This is a genomic window from Wolbachia endosymbiont (group B) of Camptogramma bilineatum (assembly GCF_947251825.1).
Lineage (GTDB): Bacteria > Pseudomonadota > Alphaproteobacteria > Rickettsiales > Anaplasmataceae > Wolbachia.
Genome location: NZ_OX366391.1, coordinates 504465 through 518798, shown reverse-complemented (window position 1 = coordinate 518798; position 14334 = coordinate 504465). Strand labels below are relative to the sequence as shown.

General features: G+C 35.4%; 11 protein-coding genes and 7 pseudogenes. 5 read left to right on the top strand and 13 right to left on the bottom strand.

What is annotated here, in order from left to right:
• Positions 1–74 precede the first annotated feature (74 nt).
• The 11 genes and pseudogenes from OPR44_RS02625 to OPR44_RS02575 all read right to left on the bottom strand — a co-directional run bounded on the left by OPR44_RS02625 (position 75) and on the right by OPR44_RS02575 (position 8116).
• A complete protein-coding gene (locus OPR44_RS02625) occupies positions 75–581 on the bottom strand; it encodes a phage major tail tube protein (protein ID WP_265015248.1) in 507 nt (168 codons plus the stop codon).
• Positions 582–592: 11 nt separating this feature from the next.
• Positions 593–1779: pseudogene (locus tag OPR44_RS02620) on the bottom strand (phage tail sheath subtilisin-like domain-containing protein).
• Positions 1772–2332, bottom strand: coding sequence for a hypothetical protein (locus tag OPR44_RS02615; RefSeq protein WP_265015247.1), 561 nt, complete (start codon positions 2330–2332; stop codon positions 1772–1774). Before OPR44_RS02615 ends, OPR44_RS02620 begins: the two are co-directional and overlap by 8 nt.
• A gap of 10 nt (positions 2333–2342) precedes the next feature.
• The gene (locus OPR44_RS02610) at positions 2343–2702 is read right to left on the bottom strand and encodes a hypothetical protein (protein WP_265015246.1); all 360 of its coding nucleotides are present in this window, start codon (positions 2700–2702) and stop codon (positions 2343–2345) included.
• Positions 2703–2800: 98 nt separating this feature from the next.
• Positions 2801–3796: a hypothetical protein gene (locus tag OPR44_RS02605; protein ID WP_265015245.1), complete on the bottom strand. Its 996-nt coding sequence runs from the start codon at positions 3794–3796 to the stop codon at positions 2801–2803.
• Positions 3793–3987, bottom strand: coding sequence for a hypothetical protein (locus OPR44_RS02600; RefSeq protein ID WP_015589010.1), 195 nt, complete (start codon positions 3985–3987; stop codon positions 3793–3795). The genes OPR44_RS02605 and OPR44_RS02600 overlap by 4 nt, the downstream gene beginning before the upstream one ends.
• Positions 3988–3991: 4 nt before the next feature.
• A pseudogene (locus OPR44_RS02595) lies at positions 3992–5220 on the bottom strand (hypothetical protein).
• A pseudogene (locus OPR44_RS02590) lies at positions 5192–7128 on the bottom strand (DUF4815 domain-containing protein). The pseudogenes OPR44_RS02595 and OPR44_RS02590 overlap by 29 nt, the downstream one beginning before the upstream one ends.
• A gap of 15 nt (positions 7129–7143) precedes the next feature.
• Positions 7144–7392, bottom strand: a pseudogene (locus OPR44_RS08660) (hypothetical protein); the annotation flags it as partial.
• Between the two features lie 83 nt (positions 7393–7475).
• Positions 7476–7739 (bottom strand): group II intron maturase-specific domain-containing protein, encoded by a 264-nt coding sequence (locus tag OPR44_RS08655; RefSeq protein ID WP_320157110.1) that lies wholly within the window; start codon positions 7737–7739, stop codon positions 7476–7478.
• 179 nt (positions 7740–7918) lie between these two features.
• Positions 7919–8116, bottom strand: a complete 198-nt coding sequence (locus OPR44_RS02575) for a reverse transcriptase domain-containing protein (RefSeq protein WP_265015243.1) — start codon at positions 8114–8116, stop codon at positions 7919–7921.
• Here OPR44_RS02575 and OPR44_RS02570 point away from each other — a divergent pair.
• The 5 genes and pseudogenes from OPR44_RS02570 to OPR44_RS02550 all read left to right on the top strand — a co-directional run bounded on the left by OPR44_RS02570 (position 8103) and on the right by OPR44_RS02550 (position 12685).
• On the top strand, positions 8103–8963 hold the full coding sequence (locus tag OPR44_RS02570) for a group II intron maturase-specific domain-containing protein (protein ID WP_265015242.1): 861 nt from the start codon (positions 8103–8105) through the stop codon (positions 8961–8963). The genes OPR44_RS02575 and OPR44_RS02570 overlap by 14 nt on opposite strands.
• Complete coding sequence (locus OPR44_RS02565) at positions 8960–9754, top strand: Rpn family recombination-promoting nuclease/putative transposase (RefSeq protein ID WP_265015241.1); 795 nt, start codon at positions 8960–8962, stop codon at positions 9752–9754. The genes OPR44_RS02570 and OPR44_RS02565 overlap by 4 nt, the downstream gene beginning before the upstream one ends.
• Before the next feature lie 164 nt (positions 9755–9918).
• Positions 9919–10299: pseudogene (locus tag OPR44_RS02560) on the top strand (IS66 family transposase); the annotation flags it as partial.
• Between the two features lie 125 nt (positions 10300–10424).
• Complete coding sequence (locus OPR44_RS02555) at positions 10425–11435, top strand: IS481 family transposase (protein ID WP_265015240.1); 1011 nt, start codon at positions 10425–10427, stop codon at positions 11433–11435.
• 20 nt (positions 11436–11455) lie between these two features.
• Positions 11456–12685, top strand: a pseudogene (locus OPR44_RS02550) (IS256 family transposase).
• Positions 12686–12815: 130 nt separating this feature from the next.
• Here the strand turns inward: OPR44_RS02550 and OPR44_RS02545 are convergent.
• Both OPR44_RS02545 and OPR44_RS02540 read right to left on the bottom strand, forming a co-directional pair.
• A pseudogene (locus OPR44_RS02545) lies at positions 12816–13055 on the bottom strand (IS630-like element ISWpi11 family transposase); the annotation flags it as partial.
• Positions 13056–13166: 111 nt separating this feature from the next.
• Positions 13167–14281 (bottom strand): IS3 family transposase gene (locus tag OPR44_RS02540; RefSeq protein WP_265015239.1). Its coding sequence is split into 2 segments (ribosomal slippage): positions 13167–14008 and positions 14008–14281, totalling 1116 coding nucleotides; the frame shifts between segments, so codons are not numbered across the junction.
• Between the last annotated feature and the right edge of the window lie 53 nt (positions 14282–14334).

The window sequence follows — 14334 nt, the reverse complement described above, 5'->3', positions numbered from 1 at the left end:
AAAAAACATCAATAATTATACAGTATTATCAGTAATTTTTCAATAAAGAAGTAAAAAGGCATCCGTCTATTACATTAAATCCCTAGAATCGTTTGTAGCAAGGCCATCTGATCAACACCATTTATCTTTCTAATCATATTTTCAGCATCGATCTCTATCAGCTCATTGCCACCTATCGTAAGTTTATAATAATGAGCAGCTACAGTACACTTTAGCGTTGCTTTTTTAGCAGGTTTCCAGCTACCAAAGTCAAATTCTTTGAATATTCCCCTGAGGTTGATAATTACTCCTTCAATATCATTACTTCCACTTCCTTGCATTCCTCCACGAAGCGTTAAAGAAACCGAGTTTCCATTTATCAACCCAAATAGCCGAAAGAGCTCTGTATCATATTCAGAAAGAGTGAAATCTGCTTCAAGCTTTTCCATACCCATATCGATATTTATTGGAATATCCATACCACCAGCTCTGTATTCTTCAGTTTTTATGGTAAGCTTCGGCAAGGTTATTTCATCAATTTTCCCTGCATAACCACGACCATCAACAAATACGTTAAAATTTCTCAGTATTTTCGGTAACACTTTACTTTCTCCTAACTTATTACACTATTATTTACAAGATGAGACCTGAATATTATTTGCTCAGCCGGATATGGTGGTGTAAATTCGAAATCAAAATATACTTTCCCGCTTGCAATATTTGTTGGTGTATTGAGCTCTGGAGTTGCGTAACATTTTCCGCTAATAATCGCCCCTTGTGCTTTTAAACTTGCCAGATAGGAATTCACCCCCTCAATCACATCATCTATATAAGTTTTAGTGATATTGCGATCAACTGCCATAAATGAGCCCTAAGTAAACTATCGTTAATTAAATCCGCAGTTCTTCTCACTGATAAAAAAGCCCATTTTGAGTCATTTGAACATGTTCTATTTCCCCAAAGCCTATAGCCATTTTTATGAATTATCGTTGTTACTTCATTTTCATTCAAGTGGTTTGCTCTACAATTTGTATTACCGAGCGTAAAATCAATAGGCCTGCTTGTTCCAACAATACCGTTTATTTCTTTATTTGAAGGTGAGTGCCAGAAGCCTTGCTCGCTGTCTATCTTAGCTATTAAACCAGCTACAAATGGACTCGATGGCAAGATTTCTTCTTTTCCTTCAATAAATAACTTAATCCATGGGTCAACCACGTAAACTCTTGAGCTGCCTACACTTTTTCTCCACTTTATTGCTTCTTCATCATTAGTATTTGGTCCATCTGCAACAATAATTGCTCTTAATTTTTCTGCTATGGAAATTAAAGCACTCACTACTGGATTTACTCCATCTATTTCAGGTAACTGATGAGTAAACTGAGGTGCAATTAATATTCTTGGAGCAACATGAACTATACTTTCACTGCTGAGAAATGCCTCTATCCCTTGATACTTTCCAGTCTCTTTATCAATACCGCCAATTATATTCTTCAGCGTTTCTTCTTCTTTTAATTTTGGATTGATGTTTTCACTTTCTTCAACTCTAATAACTACTACTGTTGCACCAATTTGGGAAAATATTCCGTTTACTGCTGAGAAAAGAGTTCCACTCCTTCCAAGCTTTGCTGCTTCCTTTAAGCTTCCTGCAACTAACACTGGTTTATTTAGCGGAAATTTTTGCTCATCTGCTTCAGGTGCAGTACCAATTACACCTATCACTGATGATTTAGCTGTACGTACTGTCTTTGCTCCTGAGGTTACCTCAATAACATTTACGCCATGTAAAAATTCTTCAGCCATTTCTTTGTATTTTTTTCCTAAAATCATCTAGCAAAGTCTGTAGCTCATTTTTACTTTTGGCTTCTGCAATTTTCTTCTTGGTAATGTCTTCCAACTCTTCACATTTAATTATTGCTTTTACTGCTTTTTTCACTTTTTCCTCAATTATTCTTGCCATTTCAATAACTGTAATACCACGGACTTTTGCTAATGGTTCTATAATTTCTGTATCCTTTTTACTTATAGACTCTGGTGCTGCTAGAATGCTTTTTGCGGCTTTTTCTTGTATTTGATACGATTTAGCTTTTTGGTGAGAATTTCCAGCGTATTCGTTAGTATAGTTATTAAAATAAAAACGCACACTATCAAGTGCAGAAAGTTTCGCATTTTCCAATAACTCCAGCTCAATATCTTCCTTATTCCTTTCAACAATTTTCTCTCCTTCCGTTAAACAATAACTTTTTTGCCAGTCAAAATTCTTTGGTGCTTCATACCAATCATTTCCAGTTGGCTTGTTTTCAAGTGTTGTTGTTTCAATCTGCTTGTGGTTTTCAAAACGTATATAAATAGTCACAAATTCCTCCTCATTGCCATATTTGATCAGTTCGTTCTAACCCTGGACATTGCCAACCCCTGAGCGTCCTTTCCACATCTACCTCAAGCCCTGTGGTGAGAAAATTGCTACGTATGTTATAAATCCCCCACTGAATAAATTGACCATAGTTGTGTACATAATTTGATGCAAGCATACCTTGACTAACTTGTGTTCTGGAATACAGATAAGATGATGTGTAAAGTAATATTGCAACTGTTTTTCCTGCTGGAATCTCCACATTACCAGATCCGGCTAACTTGCTATCAGAACTCGTGTATTGGTAAACATTTTTCCATACTATTTTTAAAATACTTGATTTATTAGAATTAGTGTTATCAGGAGTTCCCACAAATAATCCTGCTCCCCCATACTCCGTGCTAGAATAAGATTATCCAACAAATTCCATTGTCTTATTTATGTTCACATTGGTTGTATTTTTTACAAATACTACTCCAAGTGCAGCATATGGGTAATAGTATATCTCATCATAACTACCCAAAAACTTTTTGTGCATAACTCTCCGTAAATAAATGTTCCTTTACTTCCCTCTATAAAACTTAGTTGTCTTGGCCGATAAAAACTAACGTAATCTGTATTGTACGTATGGCTACCTGCTAGTAGTTGTAACATATAGTCAGTTTTTGTTATATCACTACTCCACTTTCCAAGCTCTGTCGTAAAAGTTCCGTGGCCAAAATAATTATTTTTTCTGCCAAGTACACCAAATAAGAAAGGTAATGACCCTGGTTCAACCATGTTGCGCTTTCTTATTTCATTTATAAGAGACACTTTTAACTGTTCATCCCGAGTTTTTACCTCATTCAGGATGTTTTCAATTCGAGTTTCTATTTCCCTAATAATTGATGAGCCACTTGGCACATCATTAACAGTACGGAAGTTATTCACTAAACCTTTAAGACCATCTTTATGACTGTTACTAATGCTATTTATTGCTGCAATATTGGCATTCTTTCTCGTATCAAGTAGTGATATATGCGAATCTGATGATGCTTTTAAAGTGTTTAAGGAATTATCCCTAAGCTTGTTGATTTCATTAACAGACTCTGTTTTTACTGCAGTTATGGACGATATTGAGTTTGTTTTGTTGCTGTTTATGTCACTTAAGTGTTTTTTTGCACTATCAAGAAGTTCTTTTAGCTTACCATCAGTCATCTGTACAATTTCAGAAACTGCACTTTTGTCGACTATTGATTCCAATGCTTTAGCAAGATATGCTAATTGATCTGGTGTACTGTTTGCTGCTAAATCCTTAAGCCTCTTTTGTAGTGCATCAATTATCTCTTTTACCTCAGTCATCTGCACAATGTCAGCAATAGCTTTTTTATCTGCTATCAATTCCAGCGATTTTGCAAGATATGCCAGTTGATCAGGTGTGCTGTTTGCTGCTAAATCCTTTATCCTTTGGTATATTGCTTCTTTCATTTCCAAAAATTTAAAAAAGTCTCAAAATTAAACCGCTCAAAATTACTCTTAAGTTGATTATGCTCATCTTCTCTTTCGGTAATATCTTCATCTATTTTCTTAATTGTGGTACGGATACGAACAACATCTTGCACAGCAATGTTTTCTGGATGAGGCAAAGAGTATCCTCTACTTGTTTTATCATCTGACATTCTGCTAAGTGATAATGATTCGTAGATTTTTGACTTTTGGACGATAGACAACCGTTCCACTTAAAACCAATTTTATCCTTGTATCATTACCATTAAAATTTGATAGCACATGAGTTCTCTCTACCAAATTTTCTCCAATTGGTTTTCCTGATGTTAAATTTACTAATTGCCAATCCACGTTTTTTTGTACATATGCTTTAACATCTGCAGTGCCAGGTATCAGCGCATCATATGTTATGGTAATCTTAGTGTTAGCTCCTGCTGTAATGCTTCTTGTAACATAATCTCGAACTCTGAAAGATTACCCAGAACTAACTGTAACCCAGGATAAAGAACTGGACTTTTTTCTCGCCCTCCTTTTAGGCTTGCTTTTACCGTTAATTCCCCATTTATTCTTTCACGCAGTGCGAGCGGCAAATTATCAGACAAAAAATTTTCTTTTCCTTCTTCATCTGTTAAAATAAATTCTACATTGGTATCAAATGCTACTTTTTCGACGTTCGTCAAAACAATTAAATCTGATACGTTATTTGCAGTAACCTTGCCAAGATCAATAATGTGAGAAACTTCGCTAAATTTTGCAGCCAAAAGCCGAAGCGTTAAATCTAAGTTCTGATGTGGAGTCCAAGTACTTGCGTTGCTAGATGAGAGTAATACTCCTACTTGATATGGCTGACTCGTTACCCAACGGCTATTTACTGCATCATATTTGCCAAGTTCTGCTATTTTGACTGTTGTCTCTGAATCATCGGTAAGTAAAACTATTGCATACTCCTCTCCTGCATGGCAAAACACTGGTGACCAAGTAATACGTGTTGCTGTGCCATCCACCTTTATATCTCTTGGCTCAATATAACTTTCAGCAATGACGGTCTGCGAGGGCATTCCCACTGCTGTTTCTCTAATCTGCACAACAACACGTTTTTTGCCTTTATTTACAAACCATAGTTCCACGCCTCCTATGTGCCTACTTTCATTTAAAGTAAATGTTTGCGCTAAAGGATCAACTCTTCTTGCTGCGATCACTCTTCTTCTTTCTTCTATAGTAATAGTTTTTTTACCAGTATAAGTTGCCTCTCCATAGCTTCCTTTATCCCCATAAAACTGTACTAATTTAGTACCTGCTGGAATGTTTACTGGTACTTTCACCTTTCCCTTTAATTTTCCCTGGTTGTTAGCTCTTTTTTCCACTTTTTTTTTTTCTCTATGCCATAGGTATAATAGAAATGCCATCAAATTTTATTTCCTTAAGCTTTTCATCTGGCTCAAAACCTTCAATTTCAAAATTCTGTACTGCTTCTCTCATAAATTCAGTTTCGTATGAGGTACTTGACAGCAGCTCTGTTGTTTCTTTAACATTAAATACTCTGGTTACTGGACTTTTCCAATTCGTGGTAACCTCTGTCCAGTGGTCAATGTTTTTATTTAGAGTAATTTGTGCCGGAACTGGATCAAAAGCTTGATATGGATTGATCTTTTCTCCTTTAGTCTGTAAAAGCTGCTCCAGTACCGGTTCAAGTTTATAAGGTAAAAGATAAGGTTCTTTACCTCTTTCAACATCAATAATTTCCACATCTATAGGTAAAATTAATTCTTTGTTTACTATTGCTGCAGACTGCGAAATTCCTTGATCACGCATATCATCATCAAAAAACGAATCAACAAATACTCCTTTTTTCGTTGTAGGTTCTCTTGAATTTGCATCACTGCGTAAACGTTCCTGTGCAACCAGCGCATAAAGATCATTTATTCCTTTTTTCATTGCTTCAAGCTCATTCATCGGTACAGCATGAATAGCATTATTCACTATTTTTACCCCTTCTTTTTCTCCGTTTTTCCATGTCTGATGAATGTAGCAGAGCAAAAGTTGTCCGCTAGGTGCTTTAGGCATCGATGGTCTCCAAGAGTGGGAAATTCCTTTTATTCTTCTTACCACCCCTTTGCTATCGATAGTAATTAAATCATAGCGGGGCATTTTCCAGGTGTAATCAATCAAAACCAAGCTGTTATCAACTGCTCCTTTTACTTTGCATCCCTGTTCACTTATATCTTCAGGACTTACATGAGTACGACAGCGGTAAGTTATTTGATAACTACTTCCAGGAGCTGGTTCTTTACCTGGTAATGACCAATCAACATTTCCTGCGTTTAATTTGTAATCTATACTATTTTCATAAATAACATTGCCTTGTTTAACTTGAATAATCTCAAGTACTGCAGAGTCAAGTATTGGATCAACAGCTCCTAATATGAACCATGAGTAATGGTAATGGTTTTTTGAACGGTTATATCTACTTTTTTAATTTCACTTATTGGAAAATCATTAACTTTAAGTTCCATTACTCTTTGGCTATTTGGCTGAAAAGTATGTGGTTCTGATTCAACTGATTTTATATCCGGATCTTCATCAAAAGAAACACGAATACTGTGAGGAAGTTCAATCTCATAGCCATCAACATGAGCTTTGCCCTCATTAATCACAAATATTTTTTTTCCTCCTTCTCCCTCTTCCTTTTGCAGGAACATTACTTCAAGACCATTTACGACGTAGGAACCATTGGCTTCTTTGTCATAACGAGCAAGAGCAGTAGTTACTATATTTGCTTGTGGTGGCGGTGAATGTTCTATCAATACTCCATTTTCAATGTTATAAATTGGATAAAATTCGCCATTTACAGAAAAAGTGGAAGAAACACCTTCTGCTTGATAACCCCAAATGGTGGAAACTTTAAGTCTTGCAGCTCCTACTTCTTGATAATTACGTGTACCAACAGCAGGATCACGAAGATTTTCGTCCTCAAGTTCTGTAATCGTAGATTCTAGATAATAAACACCGATACGCACTGTGGTACTCAGTGGAATAACAAACTCTTTTGCTTCTACTTTTCTAACTGCTCCACGAAGATAGATTTTTCCTGACTCAAGTGTAACTTTACCAGTTTCCCCATCTATAATACAATTGCTTCCTGTTATAACATCGCCATCACGAAATATTGCATCGCCTATGCCTTTAAGCTTAGAGAGAGCATACTCCTGAGTCTCGTTTAATTCTGCAGACTGTAGACCTCTTCCTGCAAGAAACAAGCTTTTTTCGTATTCTTTGTCAGGATTAAAGCGGTTATAATAGCTATTTAAGGTCATCTTTTTTCTCTTTTTCTAAAATGTCACTACAAACGAAAAAGTTTCCCGGGTTGCTGAAGTCCTAATGAGCGGTACTGTATGCTCTAAAACTAATAAGATCCCTGGGTCTTCTATATCTTGTGGTTCAAAATATCTCTGTCCTATAGGTAATTCTTCTTTTACTTTAGTACCAACCATAACCCCTAATTCCCGTATAACTTGATTTGCTGCGTTTGTGAAATCGAAAGTAAATTTGAGATAGAGATTATTAGTTGGTACATTTGAGGGGACAAGTAGACCGGTGGAACTTCCCACCAGCCCCTCACAGAACTGTGCATGAACCTCTCGATTCACACAGCTCCCATTATTCAGTCCTTTGATTCCCATACTAGACTCCAGTGGTAGAAAGTATTCGGATTTTCTTTTCTCATTTTTCCTAGAAGTTCCCTCGCTAGTCTTTTTCCAATCTGATATTTCCTTTTTACCCACTTTTCTAGGTGCCTCTCTACATTATTAAGCAGTTTATACATCTCCGTTTGGTAAAACCTGCCATAATACTGACACCAGCCTCTGACTATTGGATTTACTTCCTTTGATATTTTCTCTAACTTTTTTCCTGTAAATTGGTGTATTTTCCACGACCTTATGGTTTGAGTGATCTTTTTCTTGGCCTCATTGCTAATCGCAGGTAGAAATCCAACGAAATATTTCCCTATTTTACTCTTTGCTTCTCTAGGTCTAAAAGTGTACCCTAGAAAATCAAAACTTTGTTTAGGAAATGCATTCTTACTGTTGCTATTCTTACAATATACTACCTGTGTCTTTTAGAATGCAACCTCAGTTTAAACTCAGCCAATCTTTCTTCGATCATTACTTTCATAAATTCTGCCTGCCTGAGAGTTTTACAGTGTACTATCGCATCATCTACATACCTCTCAAATGGTATTGTCGGGTACTTCTCTCTCATCCATTCATCAAATACATGATGCATAAATATGTTTGAGATCATCGGGCTTATTTCTCCAATACTAGCTAACTTTACCTTAGATGGTCTTGAACAGTTATTAGAAAGTCGCTTTGGTAAATTAGGTAGCAAAAGAAGAGGAAAAATCAGAAGTGGAGTGAATGTAATCAGGTACGCAGACGACTTTATTATTTCAGGTTTCACACATGAAGTACTGGAAAAGGAAGTTAAGCCTTTAGTATCATCTTTTCTTCATGAGCGAGGTTTAATTCTGTCAGAAGAGAAGACAAAGATTACATCTATCACAACAGGGTTTGACTTTCTTGGTTGTAATGTACGTAGATATAATAAGAAGTTAATTATTAAACCTTCGAAAGAAAGTATTAAAAGACTTCTTAATAAAGCACGTACATTGATAAAAGCAAATATAGCGAACACTCAGGCTATAGTAATTAAGTCACTCAACTCTCTACTGAGAGGATGGGGAAATTACTATCACCATGTGTGTGCTAAAAAAGCGTTTAGAAAGATCGACAATGAAATTTGGCATAGTTTATGGAAATGGGCAAAGAAAAGACATCCTCGTAAAGGATTACGTTGGATAAAGAATCGTTACTTCAAAGTAATGGGTCAACGACAATGGGTCTTTGCTGCACCCCTATGCAAGAACAAACCAAAAGAGATACGGTATTTAAGACTGCTTAAGCTGATTGATATACCTATCAGACGACATGTTAAAATCAGAGCGGATGCAAATCCCCTTGACTTAAAATGGAAAAAGTATTTTGATGAGAGAGTGAAACGAACAAGAATGTTAGCAAGCTCTTTCTCAAGAGAAGGTTCTCTACTGTTGGTGTCACCATTAAGAATGATGTTTCCTGAGGAATCATGAAGGACAAGCCGGTTCTAGAAAAGAAGAACTTAGATAAGGGGCTCAAGCGTAGTGTGGGGAAACCTGCATGCTGCGTTTCTAAGGGAGGGGGTAGTAGTAATACTGCTTCCTTACCTGACCAGGTCGCTAAAACTAAGGGCTTTGAAAAACGTGCACAATACTATGCTGCTAAGACTTACTCAAGACAAGCTAGTAAGAGTGATCAATACCATGACCTTAAGGAAATTATCTTTATTGCTATAGCAGATTGTATACTGTTTCCTGATAAGTCTGAGTACAAATCAAAGCACACTATTCGTGATGAAAATACTAATGAACATGATTTAAAAGATTTTTACTTTATATTTATTGAGTTGCCTAAATTTCCAAAAACCAAAGAAGATCAGCTTTCAAGTATTGTTGAGAAATGGATCCACTTCTTTAGATATGCAGATAAAACTAGTGAAGAAGAGCTAGAGAGAATAATAGGAAGTGATCTAATAATTAAAAGAGCATATGAAGAGCTAAATAGGTTCAACTGGTCAGAAAAAGAATTTATTGCTTATGAACAGGAAATAAAACGTATTCGTGATGAACAGGCTGTCCTTGCTCAAAAACTCGATGATGCTAAACATGAAGGTAGACTAGAAGGTAGACTAGAAGGCATCCTAATCGGTCATGAAAAAGGCAGAAAAGAAAGGGAAATTGAAGTCGCAAAAAACTCACTCAAGGCTGGTGTCTCTATAGATGTTATAGCTCAAATTACTGGTCTCTCTCATTCTGAAATTTTGCAACTTAAGAAAAAAACATAATATCCCTACTTATTCACTTCAACATTTATGAAAATCTTTTCTAAGCTAGATATACCCCCTAATTAAGAGTCTAATAAACTGTTTAAAATATCCTCTCAGGAGAGTGGCAGAATAAGGTAGATAAGGTAATCTAAAAAGATAACCATAGAGCAAAATGAGGTACTGTGGTAAACCTTTTAGAACTTTGCAAGAATTTAGAGCAAAAAATAGAAAGGCTGGAAAGAGAGAATGAAAATTTAAAGGCTTTAAAGATAAAGAACTCTGAATTAAAGGAAAGTAAACTCGAAAAATTCATCTCTACCGAGCTCTAGAGAGTTGTACAAAATAAAAAAGGACAAGCCAAAGAGCGACAGAAACGTCGGTGGTCAGGTTGGTCATAAAGGAAGTTTTCGTGCCAAAATGAATGCAGATGAGGTGATAAAAGTAAAGTTGTCATCTACTTGCGAATGCGGAGGGGAGATCGCAATATACAAGAAACCGTACATTCACTAAAAGCTGATCTTCCGGAAATCAAGCCTTATGTAGTAAAATATCAACTGGAGCATGTTGTGTGATTCATAGAGGTTATTACAGCAAAAATGTAAGATAAAATAAAAACTTTGACTTGTGATAGTTTAAATACCTTATTACAATAATATGAATAAATTCATCAACAAGAGGCAATCAGTAAATGGATACCAAAGTTAAGTTGCGTTTGAATTGGATAGAATTATACAAAAAATTAGGTCATGCAGGCAAAGTGTGTCAACAATATAACATTTCACGCTTTACCTTACGAAAATGGTACAAACGTTATGAAAAGCTAGGTGCACAGGGATTGTCAAACCTTAGTAGCAGGCCTAAAACTTTACCCTTACAAAAAATCAACGAGTCAAATGAGCAGCTCATTCTTCATCTGAGAAAAGCTAAAAAATTAGGAGCAAGACGTATTCAAGCTGAATTGAAGCGTTTACATGATATCTCTTTTGCATTGGCTACTATACACAAAGTTTTGAAGAAACACGATGTAAGTCTTTTACGTATTAAACGCCACTATCGCAAGCAGATTAAGCGTTATAACTGCAAAGTGCCAGGGGAGCGTGTACAAATGGATGTTTGCAAAATATCCTCGGGGCTTTATCAATATACTGCTATAGATGATTGTACGTGTTATAAAGTTATCGCATTATACTCAAGGCGTACTTCAAAAAATACTCTGGATTTCTTAAAACAATTAAGGGAAAGGGCTCCATTTCATTGTCAAAGGATTCAAACCGATAGAGGACAAGAATTTTTTGCTTACGAAGTGCAAGAGTGTCTAAAAGAATGGAAAATAAAATTCCGTCCAATCAAGCCGTTTTCACCACATTTAAATGGTAAAGTAGAAAGAGCGCAGCGTACAGATTTAGATGAATTTTATAGTAGCGTTAACATTAAGGATCATGAACTGCAAGTCAAGCTTAGGGATTGGGAAGAATATTATAATAAACAACGTCCTCATAGCTCTCTTCAGGGAAAGACTCCTTGGGAAAAATATAAAGAACTGGAAAAAACAATTCCTTGTCTAAGTGAAATACAAAAAAATTATATTTCATCAAAAGAAACGTTTGTCATGCAAAATTACAAACATGACCAAGAGTTAAAGTCACTTCAAGGGGATGTTCAAAAAAGTGTGTCAAACCGAGAAGTAAAATATAATTGAGATAAAAATGGAGGTTTGACATGAGTCAAAGAATAGCAGATAGAACTACTGGTTTGGTAGATTATAAAGAATTAGAAACAAATATCTTGTCATCTATACGAGAAGGTAGACCATTAATGGGAAAAGATGGTGCATTAACGCCATTTGTAAAAAGGCTACTTGAAGCAAGCTTGGAGGGTGAAATAGAACATCATTTATCTACTGAAAGCGAAGAAAACAATCGTAGAAACGGAAGGAATGGAAAAACTTTGAAAACAAGTGCAGGTTCATTTGAACTATTGACACCAAGAGACAGAGAGGGAAGTTTTGAACCACAGATAGTGAAAAAAAGGCAAACAAGCCTACATCCAGAACTTGAAACAAAGGTCTTGAACATGTTTGCAAGTGGTGTGGGATACAGAGATATAGCATCATATGTGGAAGAAATTTATGACCATAAAATATCTGCAGCAGAGATATCTGGAATTACAGATAAATTACTACCTATAATCAATGAATGACGTAGCCGTCCACTGCAATCAGTGTATCCAATAGTATTTATGGTTTTTTAAGGTCAAAAAAGACGGTCGCTGTGTAAGTAAGTGCATGTATAACATATTAGGAATAGACCAAAATGGCAGAAAAGAAGTACTGGGTTTTTACTTAGCAGAAAGCGAGGGAGCTAGCTTCTGGTTAGGCGTATTAAATGACTTGAAAGAGAGAGGAATAGAAGACATTTTGATAGCTTGTGTCGATGGCCTAAAAAGCTTTCCTGCAGCTATAAATAGCGTATTTCCTAATGTGGAAGTACAGCTATGTGTAGTGCATCAAATACGGAACTCTCTGAAATACGTATCAAGCAAAGATGTAAAAGTTTTCATGAATGATTTGAAAAAATATACCGCGCTACAAGTAAAGAAATTGCAGAAAATTATTTGCTTGAGCTGGAGGAAAAATGGGGCGAAAAGTATCCATTAGTTGTGAAATCTTGGCAGAACAATTGGGAAAGTTTATCTGGTTACTTCAAGTATTCAGGTCCTGTTAGAAGGCTAATTTATACCACTAATCCCATCGAGGGGCTACACAGGCAAATTAGGAAATTTACCAAGACCAAAGGCGCATTCAGCAGCATAAATGCCTTGTACAAGCTGGTATATTGTGCTATGAGAAAGGTGGAGGAGAAATGGACGATGCCTGTACATGATTGGGCATTATCTATATCTCAACTCGATATTTTTTTCCCTAGTAGGTTAAAGATTGAGTTGAATTAAAAATTCGGTTTGACACACTTTTTTGAACATCCCCCACTTCAAAAATACAAAACCTCTTAACAAGTATTTCAAGTTCAGACTTGATCTGACAAATTAGTTGCAATAACCTCTATGAATCACACACTTTTAATCCGTACGAATAGTTCTCTATTTTGTCTATACCAGATTCATCAATATATAACAGATCTTTAGGAGATTCTGCCGATATAATTTTCAAAAATTCAGCTCGTTTTTCTTCGCTCCTTTTTTCGTATCCATAAGTCTTCTTTTTTTGCGTGTCAATCCAATTTTTCAGAGCTCTATGAATCGTTTGACGACTTATATTGCCCCAGAATTTGGCTACCTCTGATTGTGTTTTACCACCGTACTTTTATAATGCACCCATTTGTCTAGACCATTTTTTTAAAGTGATCCGATTTTTAAAATGAATATATTGATAAATACGTCGACACAAATTTAAAGTATTTATCAATATATTCATTTACTGTTTATGATAATAAAGATCAGCAGGAACTTTATAATGTAGAGTCTGATGTCGCCTTCTATAGTTATACCAAGCAACAAAATCATTTATTATAAGATTTAAATCTCTGATACTATTTGGTCTATAATAATATATAGCTTCTTGCTTTAAAGTTCTCCATAACCGCCCAACAAATATATTGTCGAAGCAACGTCCTTTATGGTCCATACTGATTTTAATATTAGCACGCTCTAATTCCATAATAAAGTTGTAGCTAGTAAACTGCACCCCCTGATCACTATTAAAAATCTCAGGTTTACCTTGTTTTAGAGATTCTTTGAGAGTATAAAGGCAAAATCCAGCATCGAGATATGGTGATAATGAATGAGCAATAATATAGCGACTATACAAGTCCATTATTGCCACAAAATAGATAAACTTACCTTTTACCATAATATATGTTATATCAGTAGCCCATACCTGATTAATTCTACAAATAATCAAATCTTTGAGTAAATAAGGATATATTTTATGCTTTTTTTCTTTAATACTTGTATTACATCTTTTTCTACAATACAGCCCACTAATCTTCATTTTTTTCATAATTCTTAAGATTTTTTTGTGATTGACTACTACTCCACTCGCTATGATTTCAGCAGTAATTTTACGATATCCATAACGGCAATCAGAAGCCAAATATACTTCTTGAATCAAATTTGCTACTTCACTTTCGTTATTAATTATAGGCCTATAATATAGGCTGGATCTGCAAATCCCCAATAAATCAGCCTGTTTCCTAATTGACAGATCAGAATCTTTTTCTATAAACCTCACTCTATCTTTTTTGCTTATTTCAGTAATTTTTTTTTCAAATAGCTATTTTCCACTGTCAATTCTCCTATTACTTTATGTAAACTTTCTATTTCTTGCGCTAAGATTCTTTGTTTTCTCGCACTTTCACTTTCTTCAACAAATAGGTCTTTTAACCTTGCCAATACTCTATCACGCCAATCATATAGATTTGTTGATGGTATTTTATATTCACTACATATCTCAGCTGTGCTTTTTTGATTTTTTATTGCTTCCAAAGCTATCTTTGCTTTTAACTCTGGTTCATATTTTTTTGTTGCCATACTTTTACCCCTTTACCTTCCTACTCGGATCAACCATTTTTTTTGGTCTAGTT

Bases quoted from the DNA above. Each gene is read 5' to 3' on its own strand.
- OPR44_RS02605 (WP_265015245.1), bottom strand. From the start codon at position 3,796: ATGAAAGAAGCAATATACCAAAGGATAAAGGATTTAGCAGCAAACAGC.
- OPR44_RS02600 (WP_015589010.1), bottom strand. From the start codon at position 3,987: ATGTCAGATGATAAAACAAGTAGAGGATACTCTTTGCCTCATCCAGAA.
- OPR44_RS02570 (WP_265015242.1), top strand. From the start codon at position 8,103: ATGTTTGAGATCATCGGGCTTATTTCTCCAATACTAGCTAACTTTACC.
- OPR44_RS02575 (WP_265015243.1), bottom strand. From the start codon at position 8,116: ATGATCTCAAACATATTTATGCATCATGTATTTGATGAATGGATGAGA.
- OPR44_RS02565 (WP_265015241.1), top strand. From the start codon at position 8,960: ATGAAGGACAAGCCGGTTCTAGAAAAGAAGAACTTAGATAAGGGGCTC.
- OPR44_RS02555 (WP_265015240.1), top strand. From the start codon at position 10,425: ATGGATACCAAAGTTAAGTTGCGTTTGAATTGGATAGAATTATACAAA.